The 13,642-nt window shown below is 67.2% G+C and carries 12 protein-coding genes; 3 read left to right on the top strand and 9 right to left on the bottom strand.

The window, feature by feature from the left end; translation table 11 throughout:
• Positions 1 to 3: 3 nt before the first annotated feature.
• Positions 4 to 2,412, bottom strand: a complete 2,409-nt coding sequence (locus tag MOM01_RS01615) for a transglycosylase domain-containing protein (RefSeq protein WP_241384030.1) — start codon at positions 2,410 to 2,412, stop codon at positions 4 to 6.
• A 718-nt stretch (positions 2,413 to 3,130) separates the two neighbouring features.
• The gene (locus MOM01_RS01605) at positions 3,131 to 3,553 is read right to left on the bottom strand and encodes a DUF5318 domain-containing protein (protein ID WP_213933015.1); all 423 of its coding nucleotides are present in this window, start codon (positions 3,551 to 3,553) and stop codon (positions 3,131 to 3,133) included.
• 208 nt (positions 3,554 to 3,761) lie between these two features.
• Here MOM01_RS01605 and MOM01_RS01600 point away from each other — a divergent pair, with 208 nt between their 5' ends.
• Complete coding sequence (locus tag MOM01_RS01600) at positions 3,762 to 4,319, top strand: PadR family transcriptional regulator (RefSeq protein WP_241383634.1); 558 nt, start codon at positions 3,762 to 3,764, stop codon at positions 4,317 to 4,319.
• On the top strand, positions 4,312 to 5,412 hold the full coding sequence (locus tag MOM01_RS01595) for an inositol-3-phosphate synthase (RefSeq protein ID WP_241383633.1): 1,101 nt from the start codon (positions 4,312 to 4,314) through the stop codon (positions 5,410 to 5,412). The genes MOM01_RS01600 and MOM01_RS01595 overlap by 8 nt, the downstream gene beginning before the upstream one ends.
• 85 nt (positions 5,413 to 5,497) lie before the next feature.
• On the opposite strand, the gene MOM01_RS01590 is transcribed toward MOM01_RS01595, so the two are convergent.
• From MOM01_RS01590 to MOM01_RS01580, 3 genes are read right to left on the bottom strand one after another with little or no spacing between them, the layout of a single operon-like run.
• Entirely contained in the window at positions 5,498 to 6,256 is a 759-nt protein-coding gene (locus MOM01_RS01590; RefSeq protein ID WP_241383632.1) for an SDR family oxidoreductase, read from the bottom strand.
• Positions 6,253 to 7,326 (bottom strand): phosphotransferase family protein, encoded by a 1,074-nt coding sequence (locus tag MOM01_RS01585; protein WP_241383631.1) that lies wholly within the window; start codon positions 7,324 to 7,326, stop codon positions 6,253 to 6,255. Before MOM01_RS01585 ends, MOM01_RS01590 begins: the two co-directional genes overlap by 4 nt.
• Before the next feature lie 17 nt (positions 7,327 to 7,343).
• Entirely contained in the window at positions 7,344 to 8,576 is a 1,233-nt protein-coding gene (locus tag MOM01_RS01580) for an acyl-CoA dehydrogenase family protein (protein ID WP_241383630.1), read from the bottom strand.
• A gap of 79 nt (positions 8,577 to 8,655) precedes the next feature.
• Here MOM01_RS01580 and MOM01_RS01575 point away from each other — a divergent pair, with 79 nt between their 5' ends.
• On the top strand, positions 8,656 to 9,267 hold the full coding sequence (locus MOM01_RS01575) for a TetR/AcrR family transcriptional regulator (RefSeq protein WP_241383629.1): 612 nt from the start codon (positions 8,656 to 8,658) through the stop codon (positions 9,265 to 9,267).
• Here the strand turns inward: MOM01_RS01575 and MOM01_RS01570 are convergent.
• From MOM01_RS01570 to MOM01_RS01555, 4 genes are all read right to left on the bottom strand, one after another.
• On the bottom strand, positions 9,242 to 11,365 hold the full coding sequence (locus tag MOM01_RS01570) for a transglycosylase domain-containing protein (protein ID WP_241383628.1): 2,124 nt from the start codon (positions 11,363 to 11,365) through the stop codon (positions 9,242 to 9,244). The two genes, MOM01_RS01575 and MOM01_RS01570, sit on opposite strands and share 26 nt — an antisense overlap.
• Before the next feature lie 118 nt (positions 11,366 to 11,483).
• Entirely contained in the window at positions 11,484 to 11,675 is a 192-nt protein-coding gene (locus tag MOM01_RS01565; protein WP_241383627.1) for a hypothetical protein, read from the bottom strand.
• Positions 11,672 to 12,568 (bottom strand): carbohydrate ABC transporter permease, encoded by an 897-nt coding sequence (locus MOM01_RS01560; RefSeq protein WP_374112243.1) that lies wholly within the window; start codon positions 12,566 to 12,568, stop codon positions 11,672 to 11,674. Before MOM01_RS01560 ends, MOM01_RS01565 begins: the two co-directional genes overlap by 4 nt.
• The gene (locus tag MOM01_RS01555; protein WP_241383626.1) at positions 12,565 to 13,638 is read right to left on the bottom strand and encodes a carbohydrate ABC transporter permease; all 1,074 of its coding nucleotides are present in this window, start codon (positions 13,636 to 13,638) and stop codon (positions 12,565 to 12,567) included. The genes MOM01_RS01560 and MOM01_RS01555 overlap by 4 nt, the downstream gene beginning before the upstream one ends.
• Positions 13,639 to 13,642 lie beyond the last annotated feature (4 nt).

Genomic DNA, 13,642 nt, shown 5'->3' with positions numbered 1-13,642 from the left:
AGGCTACCCCGCGGGGGCGTACTCGAGCGCGTCCTGAGGATCGGCGCGCTGCGCTCCGGGCACTGCCGGGCTCTCGAGACCGGGGATCCGATTCTGCGGAGACGATCCCTCGTCCGATTCGTCACCACCGGTCTCGGTGTCGAGCGTCCCGTCCTGTTCCTCGTTCTGCCCGCCGCCCGTTCCGGGCCGGGTGGGCACGCTCTGGGTGGTCGTCTGAGGCGCGACTCCCGGAACAGGAATCGTCACGCCGGGGAAGATCTCCACGTTCTGAGTGGTGATCTCGGGGACTTCCGGCAGGCTGGGCACGGGCCGCGAGGTGGTGGTCTCCTCCCGGGCGGGCGGGGCCGTCGTCGTCGCGGTCCATGCGGGCACACCGGAGACGCCCGCGATCGGCGCCGGCTTCGGGAACGACTCGACCTCGGTGCCCTGGAGAGCGCCGTCCATCGTGTCCTTCCAGATGTCCGAGGGAAGCCCCGATCCGTAGATCATCCCGCCCCAGCTGTTCTCGAGGGGGAGGCCTTCCTCGGTACCGATCCACACCGCGGTCGACAGCGACGGCGTGTAGCCGACCATCCACGCGTCCTTGTTCGAACCGGTGTCGCCGAGCTGGGCGGTACCGGTCTTCGCTGCCGACGGGCGGCTGCCGGCGAGCGCGTGCCCGTTCGAGTACGCGGCGATCGGGGTCATCGCGGAGGTGGTGTTGTCGGCGACGGCCGCGTCGACCACCTGTTCACCGGAAGGAGTACCGCGGTCGAGCAGCACCTCGCCGTCGGACGTGACGACCTTCTGCACGAAATAGGGTTCGTGGTACCGGCCCGAGGCCGCGAGCGTGGCGTACGCCGACGCCATGTCGAGGACGCGCGACTGGTACTGGCCGAGGACGATGCCGTAGTTCGGTCCGGCACCACCCGGTTCGGTGAGCGTCTCCCCGATGCCCGGCAGCTCCTTCGCGACACCGAGGCGATGCGCCATGTCGGCGATGGCCTGCGGACCGTTGTCCATCTCGAGCATCATCCGGTAGAAGCTCGTGTTCAGCGACCGCTTGAGAGCCTCGGCGATCGTGCACTGACCGCACGACTCGCCCTCCACGTTGCCGATCTTGATGCCGTTGACGGTGAGCGGCCCGCTGTCGTAGGTCTTCGACAGGGGAACTCCCTGGTCGAGGTTCGCTGCGAGACCGAAGACCTTGAACGACGATCCCGTCTGCAGGCCGGACTGCGCGAAGTCGTAGCCGACACCGCTCTCACCGCCGTAATAGGCGCGGATCGCTCCGGATCGCGGATCGACGGAGACCAGCGCGGTGCGCAGTTCCTCGGGTTCACCCTCGAGGTTGTCGCGCACCGCCTCGAGCGCCGACTGCTGGGCCTGCGCGTCGATCGTCGTGGTGATCTGGAGACCCGCGGTATTGAGGAGGTTCTCGTCGATGCCCTCGCGCGACAGCTCGGCGAGCACCTGGTTCTTGATCAGTCCTTCCGGACCGGTCGACTGGTCGCCGTTGTCGAGTTCCGCGAGCGGCACGTAGGCCGGGTACTGCATCCCCGACCGCTGGGCGGCGTCGAGCGTGCCCGCGGTGACCATGCCGTCGAGCACGTAGTTCCACCGCGCCTGCGCACCCTCGGGATTCTGCTCCGGATCGAGCAGCGACGGGAGCTGGATCGACGACGCGAGCACGGCACCTTCCTCTACGGTGAGCTCACCGACGGGCTTGCCGAAGTACGCGTTCGACGCCGCCGCGATGCCGTAGGCGCCCCGGCCGAAGTAGATGGTGTTGAGATAGGCCGCGAGGATGTCGTCCTTGGCCCACTGGTTCGCCATCTTGGTCGACAGCACCAGTTCCTTGAGCTTTCGGGTCAAGGTCCGCTCGGAACCGACCACTGCGACCTTCACGTACTGCTGGGTGATGGTGGATCCGCCGCCGGCGCTGTCGCGGCCGAGGATGTTGTCGCGGGCAGCACGCGCGAAGCCGGTGACCGAGAAGCCCGGGTTGCTGTAGAAGTCGCGGTCCTCGGCGGCAAGCACAGCGTTGCGGACATGCTCGGGGATCGCGTCGAGTTCGACCTCGGAGCGATTGCCCTCGGGAGGGATCACCTTGGTGATGACGCCCTGACCGTCGGAGTTGTAGATGGTCGCGGCCTGGTTCGTCTGCAGCTCACCGGGACGCGGCACGTCCTGCACGATGTACGCCAGCATGAACGCGAGGACGGGAACGAGGATGCCTGCGGCGACCACGCCGTAACCGATCCGCCGGATCGCGCGCCAGCGGGTGCTCTTGCCGCCGTTCCTTCCACCACCGGCGCCACCGCCCTTTCCGCCACCGCCGGCACCGCCTCCGGGCGGGACGGTGGGCGGCCCGCCCGCGGGTGGGCCGGCGGCGACACGGCTCGTGGCCGGGGCGTCGGATCCCGGGCGCATCGCGACCGTCGGCTCCGACTGCGGAGAGCGCTGGACCGGGGGAACCACACCGGGGGGCAACGTGCCGGGACGCTGAGGCGGAACCGGCTGGTTCGGATTCCGGGGCGGGTTCATACCCCGTGGGTTCGCGCCCGGAGCGGGCGGTGGGTTCACGCCCGGAGCGGGCGGTGGGTTCACGCCCGGAGCGGGCATCGGCCCACGCGGAGGAAAGGGTTGCGGCGGACGGCCCTGCGGCGGACGCGGCCCCTGACCGGGAGCCTGAGGCGGAAACGGCGGCCGGTTGCCGGGGCGCGGCTGCTGGCCGGCCGGCCCACCCGGCATTCCCGGTTGTCCCTGGCCCCCCGGCTGACCCTGCGGTCGCGGTTGCGGTGGCAGCGGACGACCCTGCATCGGTCCCGGTGCAGGACGCTGCTGTCCCGGGCCTGCGGGAGGGGCGGGGCGCTGCACCGGCGGCGGACCCGCGGGCCCGTTGCGGTGGGGCGGGACGGCCTTGTTGTCCTCTGGTTCGTTGTCGGGGGAACTCACGTACTCATCTCCAACTGTTCTCGCGACGCATCACGCCGCGGCCTCGACACTGCTCCACTGCAATCGATCGACACCCGTGCAAGGGCTGCCGTTCGACGACGTGAGCAGCCGTCGACGCGACGATCAGGTCGTGCGGGTCGGACGCAGGAGCGAACTCCACGGGAAAGCGTACGGTCACGTCGCAGGTGCCCGTTCACTCGCTGGCGGTACGACGGCTCGATCCCGTCGACCGGCGACGCGGGCTCTTCGGGGCAGGTTGCGATCCCAGGACGTACGACTGGACCAGGTGGTTCCAGCTGCAGGTACGGCACACCTCGACCACGTGGACCGAGAATTCCTCCTGGCTGGCGGCCAGGCGCACCAGCTCCTCGGGAGTGCGCGCCGACCCGGACACCGGGCCCAGCTTGTCTCCGAAGACCCACGAGACGAGGGTCAACTGTTCCTTCCGGCAGATGGGGCACACGACGTCGCTGCCCCGTCCGTGGAATTTCGCCGCCCGCAGCAGGTAGGGGCTCGCGTCACAGACCTCGCTGACTCCGCGCCGCCCCGAGTAGACCTCGGCGAGCAGCGAGCGCCGCTGCAACGCGTAGTCCACCACCTGCCGCTGAATTCGCACGGCTCCAGAGTACGTGCGGGCGACTGCGGCAGGGGCGTGGAGTGGCCCACTGACCCACACGGAAGTGACCCGAGGGGTCGTACGAGAAGATATCCACCCCGTACCCCGCGTGACATATATCGCGTGCAGCGTATCGTCGTATATATCGGCGCGATATAGTTGCGCGTCGTATCAGTCGGTTGGTTCGAACGGACACAGGAGGTGACCCGTGCTGGAACTGGCGATACTCGGGCTCCTCCTCGAATCGCCCATGCACGGCTATGAGCTGCGCAAGCGTCTCACCGGGCTTCTCGGTGCATTCCGCGCCTTCTCCTACGGGTCGCTCTATCCGACCCTGCGGAGAATGCAGGCGGATGGGCTCATCGAAGAGGATTCGGGAGCTCCCGGTCCCGTGAAGCGTCGTGCTCGCCGCGTGTACCAGCTCACACCGAAGGGTCGAGAACGCTTCACCGAGCTGGTCGCCGACACGGGGCCGCAGAACTACACCGATGACGGATTCGGCGTGCACCTCGCCTTCTTCGGTCGCACTCCCGCCGAAGCGCGGATGCGAATTCTCGAAGGCAGGCGCCGCCAGGTCGAGGAGCGCAGGGAAGCGCTCCGCGATGCGATCGGACGGGCCAGCGGCACTCTCGATCGTTACACCCGTCAGCTCCACCAGCTCGGCCTCGAGTCCAGTGAACGCGAAGTGCGCTGGCTCAACGAACTGATCGCCGCCGAGCAGTCGTCAGCAGCACGCAACAAAGAAGGAGAACCCGACCATGGGTGAGAACAGCACCGCGGTGCGCGTGGCCATTGTGGGCGTGGGGAACTGTGCCTCTTCCCTGGTCCAGGGCGTCGAGTACTACAAGGATGCGGACGCCGCGACCACCGTTCCCGGCTTGATGCACGTCGAATTCGGTCCCTACCACGTGCGCGACGTCAAGTTCGTCGCCGCCTTCGACGTGGACGCCAAGAAGGTCGGCTTCGACCTGTCCGAGGCGATCCTCGCAAGCGAGAACAACACGATCAAGATCGCCGACGTGCCGCCCCTCGGCGTGCCCGTCCAGCGCGGTCACACGCTCGACGGCATCGGCAAGTACTACTCCGAGACCATCGAGGTCTCCGACGCCGAGCCCGTCGACGTCGTCCAGGCCCTCAAGGACGCCGAGGTCGACGTTCTCGTCTCCTACCTGCCCGTCGGCTCCGAAGAGGCGGACAAGTTCTACGCGCAGTGCGCCATCGACGCGGGCGTCGCCTTCGTCAACGCCCTTCCCGTCTTCATCGCCTCCGACCCCGAGTGGGCACAGAAGTTCGCCGATGCCGGTGTTCCGATCGTCGGCGACGACATCAAGTCGCAGGTCGGCGCCACCATCACCCACCGCGTGATGGCGAAGCTCTTCGAGGACCGCGGTGTCGTGCTCGACCGTACGTACCAGCTCAACGTCGGCGGCAACATGGACTTCAAGAACATGCTCGAGCGGGAGCGTCTCGAGTCGAAGAAGGTCTCGAAGACCCAGGCGGTCACGTCGAACCTCACCGGGCCCCTCGCCGGCAAGGTCCACGACCGCGATGTGCACATCGGCCCCTCCGACTACGTGCAGTGGCTCGACGACCGCAAGTGGGCGTACGTCCGCCTCGAGGGTCGCGCCTTCGGCGATGCACCGCTCAACCTGGAGTACAAGCTCGAGGTCTGGGACTCCCCGAACTCGGCCGGCATCATCATCGACGCCATCCGTGCGGCGAAGATCGCCAAGGACCGCGGCATCGGCGGCCCGATCCTCCCGGCTTCCGCATACCTGATGAAGTCCCCGCCGGTCCAGATGGCCGACGACGACGCGCGCGCTCAGCTCGAGGCGTTCATCATCGGTGCGGACGCGTAACGGTCGTATCGGTTACGCACACACACGAAGACGGCGAAGGCCGCGCCCCTCTGCGGGGCGCGGCCTTCGCCGTGCGGCGGCCCGCCTACGCCATCTTCCGGATCACCGACAGCGGTAGCACCCTCATCGCGTAGGCCAGTGGAATCCACGGCCAGCCCGGCACATACGCCTTCGCGGGTTCCTTCTCGATCGCAGCAGCCAATGCGCGACAACCCGTTTCGGTGTCCACGATGAACGGCACCTTCTTCACCTTCTCGTTGATCTCCGACCGGATGTAGCCCGGGAAGATCGTGCTCACCCGGATGTCCGTGCCGGCGAGATCCGCGCGCATCCCCTCACCGAGCGAGGCGACGGCGGCCTTCGACGCCGCGTAGGTCGTCATGTTCCGCGGCATGCCGCGCAGGGCGCTCATCGACGAGATGAGCACGACATGACCGCGTCCGCGGGGCCGCATCAGTTCGAGCGCAGCTTCGCTCTGCGCCAGCGCCCCGAGAAAGTTCGTGTTCGCGGTCTCGGCGTTGGCACGGAAGTAACCGGTGCCCAGCGGTTGTCCCTTGCCGAGGCCGGCGTTCACGACGACCCTGTCGAGACCGCCGAGCTCGTCGTCGAATTCCCGGAAGACCTCGAACACGTCGTCGTGCCGGTTCACGTCGAGGGCACGCACGCTCACGGTGATATCCGGATGCGCGGCGAGCAGTTCCGAGCGCAGTTCCTCCAGTCGCTCGACCCGCCGTGCAGCGAGCGCCAGATTGCTTCCGCGTGCGGCGAATTCACGTGCCATCCCGGCCCCGAGTCCGGAACTCGCTCCGGTGACGAGGATGTTCCGTCTCTGCGGGCGGCTCATCGGTTCTCCTTCTGGTATCGATCGATCAGTGTGCTGCAACGAGATTCGAGATATCCGACCACGACCCAGAAATCCTTGAAGGCCGGGTTCGTGGTGTGGCCGTGGTGGTAGCGGTAGTAGATCTGCTGGGCGATCACGGCGAGGCGGAACAGGCCGAACACCTCGTAGAATCCCCAATTGCCGACCGGCAGTCCGGTTCTCTCGGAGTAGTATTCGACGATCTCTCGCCGGGTCGGCATGCCGGGAAGATCGGAGGGTTGCCTCTTGGTGAGCAGCATCATCGGTTCGTCGTCCGCCTGCACCCAATAGGCCAGCGACGAACCCAGATCCATGAGCGGATCACCGATGGTCGCGAGTTCCCAGTCGAGCACCGCGACCGGTTTCAGCGGATCGTCGTCGTCGAGAACGATGTTGTCGAGCCGGAAGTCGCCGTGGATGACGGTCTGCGCGACATCCTGCGGCTGGGCACCGGCCAGCCATTCCGTGACCTTCGCGAAGTCGGGGACGTTGTCGGTGCGGGCTTTGGCGTAGCGGTCGGTCCAGCCCGCGACCTGCCGCGCGACGTATCCCGGCCCACGTCCGAGCTCGGACAACCCGGCGGCTTCCGGGTCGATACCGTGCAGCTCGACGAGCAGGTCGACGATCCGGAGGGAGAGCGTGCGGGTGTCCGCCTCGGTGAGAGGGAGATCCGTGGGCGGATTCGTCCGCAGGATCGTGCCCGGCACCCGGTCCATGACGTAGAAATCGCTGCCGAGCACGGCGTGGTCGGTGCACAGACCCACCATCCCGGGAACGTACGGATAGACCGGCGCGAGCAGCGACTGGATACGGTACTCGCGGGCCATGTCGTGACCCGACGACGGTTTCGCCCCCGCAGGAGGGCGACGCAGCACGAGATCGCGATCGGGATAACGCAGCAGGTAGGTGAGATTTGATGCGCCGCCGGAGAACTGGCGGACGTCCGGGATTCCGCGGAGTCCGGCGGTCTCGGTGAGCCACGCGGCGACCGCCTCGACGTCGAATGCGTCCTCGTCGCGGACCTCGCGGGCGTTGCCGGGAAGTGTGGTCACGGTCGGAAACTCCTGTCTCACGCGTACTTGCCGAGTTCGAATCGCGCGACGAGCCCCTGGTGCACTTCGTCGGGCCCGTCGGCCAGTCGCAGCGCACGTGCCGCGGTCCAGGCGCCGGCGAAGGGGAAGTCCTCGGACAGTCCCCCACCACCGTGGATCTGGATCGCGAAGTCGACGATCTGCTGAGTGACGCGGGGAGCGACGACCTTGATCTCCGAGACCGCCGAGCGCGCACCGGCGAGTCCTTGCGTGTCGAGCAGCCATGCGGCGTGCAGGACCAGCAGCCGCAACTGGTTGACGGCGATCCGCGCGTCGGCGATCCGTTCGCGGTTACCGCCGAGGTCGACGAGCCGTTTGCCGAAGGCGGTGCGTTCGAGACCGCGGCGACATGCGAGTTCGAGTGTGCGCTCGGCGAGGCCGACGAGGCGCATGCAGTGGTGGATGCGGCCCGGGCCGAGGCGGCCCTGCGCGATCTCGAATCCCCGCCCGGGGCCCGCGATGACGGCGTCGAGCGGCAGGCGCACGTCGGTGAAGGACACTTCGCCGTGGCCTCCCGGTTCGTCGAAGAAACCCATGGTGGGCAGCATGCGCTCGATCTTCACGCCCGGTGTGTCGATGGGCACGAGGACCATCGAATGCCGTTGGTATTTGTGGGCTTCCGGATCGGTGAGCCCCATGAAGATGAGAACCTTGCAGTCGGGATGCCCGATACCGGTGCTCCACCACTTGCGTCCGTCGAGCACGATCTCGTCACCGTCGACCACGGCGGTCGCGGCCATGTTGGTGGCATCCGACGACGCGACGTCGGGTTCGGTCATGCAGAAGGCGGAGCGGATCTCCCCGTCGAGCAGAGGGCGCAGCCACTGTTCCTTCTGGGCTTCGCTGCCGTAGTGGTAGAGCACCTCCATGTTGCCGGTGTCCGGGGCGTCGCAGTTGAACACCGCGGAAGCGAACGGGGAGCGCCCCATCTCCTCGGCGAGCGGCGCGTATTCGACGTTCGACAGGCCGGCACCGAGTTCGGCGTCCGGCAGGAAGAGATTCCACAGGCCCGCCTCACGGGCCTTGCGCTGCAGGTCGCGGAATTCGGAGGAGACCGCCCATCTCTCGGCTGCGGTCACGTCGCGGCGTCCTTCACCGGGTGCGCGCCGGGCGGTGCGCAACCGCTGTTCGACGGGTTCGACCTCGGTGGCGATGAAGGCGCGGAGTCTGTCGAGATAGTCGCGACTGCGCTCGGACTGTGCGAAATCCATCGGATGCCTTCCGTCGAGTACGACCGGGCGTTCCCGGTCGAGCGGCTGCAACTGAGCAATGCTCAGTTAGGCTATCGAGGTGAGCACCTCACCACAAGAGTCCGCCGGAGGCCGGCGTCGTCTGCCGCCGGAGGAACGTCGCCGTCAACTGGTGGCCATCGGCCTGCAGGAACTCGCGACCCGCCCCATCCACGCCCTCTCGATCGACCGGGTGGCCGAGATCGCCGGGATCTCCCGGGGTCTGCTGTTCCGTTATTTCCCCACCAAGCAGGACTTCTACGTCGCGGTCGTCGGTGCCGCCTCCCGCCGGATGCTCCGCGCGGCGAATCCCGACCCGGGGGAGGACGATCCGCTCCGTGCCGTGCTGCAGGCCTTCGTGTCCTTCATCGACCGGCACGGTGACAACTACCAGGCGTTCTTCCACAGCGGGTTCGGCTCCGACCCCCAGATCCGTGCCATCCACGATTCGATGCGCGACACCATGGTCGAACGCATCATCGTGGCGACGTCCGGGGAGGACGGGGCACTCACCCGCATCCGGCTCCGAGCGTGGTGGGCGTTCGTGGAGTCGCTGGCGATCGACCGGTTCCGCGACCGCATCCTGAGCGTGGACGAGGTGGTCGACTACGCCGCCGCGCTGCTGCCGGCCGTATTGGACGGGCCGGTCACAAACCCGGAATCTGGATCGTGACCCCGGGGAACACCTCGATCTGAGACGGAACCTCGACCGGCAGATCGACCGGCGGCGCGGGGATCGTGATGGGCGGCAGCTCGGGCAGCCGGAAGGACGGGGGCGGCGGCGGGGGAGTAGTGGTCCCGATACCGGCATCCTCCGGAACACCGGCCTGCCCGTCGATCGGCTCCGGCCACGGGAAGCTCTCGACCGGTGTGCCCTCGAGCGCACCGTCCATCGTGCTCTTCCAGATGTCCGAGGGCAGGCTCGAACCGTAGATCGAGCCGCCCCAGCTGTTGGTGATGGGTCCGCCGTCGGGGGTTCCGATCCACACGGCCGTCGACAGCGACGGGGTGTAACCGACCATCCACGCGTCCTTGTTCAGACCGGTGTCGCCGAGCTGAGTGGTACCGGTCTTCGCCGCGGAGGGCCTGCCACCGGCGAGCGCGTGCCCCCGCGAATACCCGGCGATCGGCATCATGGCCTGGGTAGCGTTGTCCGCCACCGCGGCATCCAGACGCCATTCCCCGGGCGACGGTGGGCGCTCGAACAGCACCACCCCGTCGGCCGTGACCACCTTCTGCACGAAGTACGGCTCGTGGAAGATCCCGGAGGCGGCGATCGTCGCGTACGCCGACGCCATGTCGATCACCCGCGACTGGTATTGACCGAGGACGATGCCGCCTTCGGGAGACCCACCGTTCTCGCTCAAGGTCTGCCCCTCGACCCCGGGGATCGTCTTCGGAATGCCCGCCGCGTGCGCGGCGTCGGCGATCTTCTGCGGCCCGTTCGACATCGACATCATGAGCCGGTAGAAGCTGGTGTTCAGCGAACGTTTGAGAGCCTCGGCGATCGTGCAGCGCCCGCACGACTCGCCTTCGACGTTGCCGATCCGGACGTTGCCCACCGTCAACGGAGAACTGTCGAACCGGGCGTTCAGGCCGATGCCGTCGTCGAGCGCGGCGAGCAGTCCGAAGACCTTGAACGCCGAACCTGTCTGCAGGGGCGCTTGCGCGTAGTCGAAGCCGGCTCCGTCCTCCCCGCCGTAATAGGCGCGCACCGCTCCCGAGCGAGGATCGACGGACACCACCGCGGTCCGCAGGTTCTCGGGCTCTCCTGCCAGGGTGGACCGGGCGGCTTCGATCGCCGCCTGCTGCGCCTTCGGGTCGATGGTCGTGATGATGCGCAGTCCCTCGGTGTTGAGGACCTGTTCGCTGATCCCCGCCGCCGACAACTCGCGCAGCACCTGCGAACGGATCAGCCCTTCCGGTCCGGTCGCCTCCGTGGCCCGTGCGAGGGTGTCGGACGGCACCGTCTCGGGAAAGACCTGCGCGGATCGCTCCGACGAGTCGAGAACGCCCATGTCGGTCATGCCGTCGAGCACATAGTTCCACCGCTCTTCGATCGCCGGCCGGTTGTACTCGGGATCGAGCGAGGAGGGTGTCTGGATCACCCCGGCCAGGACGGCTCCCTCGGACAGCGTCAGTTCCTCGACGGGCTTACCGAAATACGCCTGCGAGGCCGCCGCGATGCCGTAGGCGCCACGACCGAAGTAGATGGTGTTGAGATACGCCTCGAGGATCTCGTCCTTCGACCACTGCCGGGCCATCTTGGTGGAGATCACGAGTTCGCGCATCTTGCGTTCGAGCGTGCGGTCGGCGCCGACCAGCACGTTCTTGACGTATTGCTGGGTGATCGTGGAGCCACCTCCGGCGGTCTCCTTACCCAGGACGTTGTCGCGGGCCGCACGCGCGAAACCGGTGATCGAGAAGCCCGGATTGCTGTAGAAGTTGCGGTCCTCCGCGGACAGCACGGCATTGCGGACGTGCTCGGGAACCTGCGCCAGCCCGACCTCGAGCCGGTTGCCCTCCGGCGGGACGACGCGAGTGATCTCGGTTGCGTCGTCGGCCGCGTAGACACGCGCGATCTGATTCGTCTTCATGTCCGACGGTGTGGGCACCTCCACCGAGACGTACGCGGTGGCGAAGACACCGAGCGGTACGAGTACGAGGAGGAGCAGACCGACGAGCACGGTGTAGCGGACGATGCGCCCCCGGCGATTCTTCGCCGCGGCCGCGGCGGCGCGTGAGGGGGTCGACCTCTTCGGGCTAGTCACTCGTTCCACTTTCTCGGTGCCGGAAATCCGGGTGGGAGGATCCCCCGCCCACCGTATGGTACGGAAACGACCGACAGACGCGCCGGATCGAGGCCCCGGCCGGCTGCTGCCCGCTCCCTCACCCCGATCGACGCCAGGCGCGGAAGGCGAACCCCCACCCCACGACGAACCCGAGGAGTACGAGGGACGGCACGATGCCGGGTTGCGGCGACGTCAGCTCGGCGACGGCTCCGATCACGGCCATCACCGTGAACACTGTGAGGAAACCGAGGAGCATCTCCAGCCTGTTCCGGTGCGGAACCTTCCTCACGACTTGACGCCGCCCGCGGTCAGACCCGAGATGATGCGCCGCTGGAAGACCAGCACCATCACCACGAGCGGCACCATGACGAGGGTGCCACCCGCCATGATCGACGCGTACGGGGTGACGTACGGATCGGTGCCGGTGAACCGTGCCATCGCGACCGTCACGGGGGCGGTGCGCTCGCTCGACAGCTGCGACATCAGCAGATATTCGTTGACGGTCGCGATGAACGCCAGGATCGCCGTGGTGAACAACGCCGGTGCTGCCAGCGGCAGCATGACCAGACGGAAGGCCTGACCGCGCGTCGCACCGTCCATGCGGGCGGCTTCCTCGAGTTCCCACGGCAGTTCCGAGAAGAACGACGTGAGCGTGTACACCGTCAGGGGCAGCACGAACGAGATGTTCGGGATGATGAGTGCCTGATAGCTGCCGATCCAGCCGATGTCGGTGAACAGCTGGAACAGCGGGGTCACCAGCGCGACGACGGGGAACATCGACGCGCCGAGGATGATGCCCGTGACGAAGTACCTACCGCGGAACTCGAATCGCGACAGGGCGTAGGCCGTGAACACGCCGAGCAGGAGAGCCACCAGGGTGGTCGCGCCGGCGATGATGACGCTGTTGAGCAGCGCCCGGGAGAAGTTGACCTTCGCGTCGGGGTCGAGTGCGTCGGCGAAGTTCTGCAGGGTCGGATTCGACGGCCACAACGTCGTACTGAACGTCTCGGACGGATCCCGCAGGGCCGTGACGATCATCCAGTAGCACGGGGCCAGGCCCCAGACGACGATCAGCGCGACACCCACATATGTGCCGACCGTGCGCAGTCGGCGCTGCAGCGGCACCTTGCGGACCGTCACCGGCCGCGATTCGGTGCGTTCCGCTTCGGCGGTGGCGGTCATACTGTTTCACCCTTCCGCTGCTTCTCCTGCGTACTCACGGCGTTGGCGCCGAGGAACCGAACCAGCACGAATGCGACTGCGAAGATGAGAAGGAAGGTGATCGTCGACAGCGCGGACGCCGAATTCGTACCCTGCCGCATCTGGTCGACGACGAGTACCGAGATCGTCGAGGTGGCCGGGTTCGAGCCCATCATGATCGCGGGCAGGTCGTACATGCGCAGCGCGTCCATGGTGCGGAACAGGATCGCCACCATCAACGCCGGTTTGACCAGCGGCAGGGTGATCATCTTGAAACGCTGCCACGCATTGGCCCCGTCGACCTTCGCCGCCTCGTAGACGTCCTGCGGGATCATCTGCAGTCCCGCCAGGATCAGCAGCGCCATGAACGGTGCGGTCTTCCACACGTCCGCGATGATGATCGCGAACCGCGCCGGCCACGGATCGGCCGTCCACAGGTAGTCGGTGCCGAGCAACTTGTTGGCGGCACCGTCGTTGGCGAAGATGAAGAACCAGAGCTTGGCGGTGACGGCGGTGGGGATCGCCCACGGTACGAGAACCGAGGCGCGCAGCAGCCCGCGGCCACGGAACGACTTGGCCATCACGACCGCCATCGCGAAGCCGATCACCGTCTCGAGTCCCACCGTGACGACGGTGAAGAAGAAGGTGTTGAAAATCGACTGCCAGAACTGGGAGCCGAGGGTACCGGGAGGACACGGAATCGATCCGGTCGCCGTTCCGCAGGTCTGGGTGATCCAGCGGGTGTAGTTCTCGATCCCGACGAAACCGCCGGTGACGAATCTCCCCGTCTCGGGATCGAGGGTCTTCGCGTCACCGTGCAGCGACATCCACACCGCTCGGCCGAGCGGATACAGGATGATCACGGCGAGGACGAGCATCGACGGCGCGATGAACATCCACACGGGGATCGTGCGCCGCTTCTTCACCTCCGGGGCCGGGATTCCGGGCACGCGGTGACGTCCGCCGACACGTCCGCGGTCGGGACCGGACACGGTCCCGACCGCGGGGGCGTGTGGCGGATCCGCGGGATTGTCGACCTGCGGGTCAGCCATGTAC

Origin of the sequence: Rhodococcus sp. CH91, from assembly GCF_022554085.1 — a bacterium.
GTDB lineage: Bacteria > Actinomycetota > Actinomycetes > Mycobacteriales > Mycobacteriaceae > Rhodococcus.
The sequence above is the reverse complement of the archived record's forward strand: the minus strand, read 5'-3'. Positions and strand labels throughout refer to the sequence as shown.

Bases quoted from the DNA above. Each gene is read 5' to 3' on its own strand.
- MOM01_RS01615 (WP_241384030.1), bottom strand. From the start codon at position 2,412: ATGCGCCCGGGATCCGACGCCCCGGCCACGAGCCGTGTCGCCGCCGGC.
- MOM01_RS01555 (WP_241383626.1), bottom strand. From the start codon at position 13,638: ATGGCTGACCCGCAGGTCGACAATCCCGCGGATCCGCCACACGCCCCC.
- MOM01_RS01560 (WP_374112243.1), bottom strand. From the start codon at position 12,568: ATGACCGCCACCGCCGAAGCGGAACGCACCGAATCGCGGCCGGTGACG.
- MOM01_RS01590 (WP_241383632.1), bottom strand. From the start codon at position 6,256: ATGAGCCGCCCGCAGAGACGGAACATCCTCGTCACCGGAGCGAGTTCC.
- MOM01_RS01595 (WP_241383633.1), top strand. From the start codon at position 4,312: ATGGGTGAGAACAGCACCGCGGTGCGCGTGGCCATTGTGGGCGTGGGG.
- MOM01_RS01580 (WP_241383630.1), bottom strand. From the start codon at position 8,576: ATGGATTTCGCACAGTCCGAGCGCAGTCGCGACTATCTCGACAGACTC.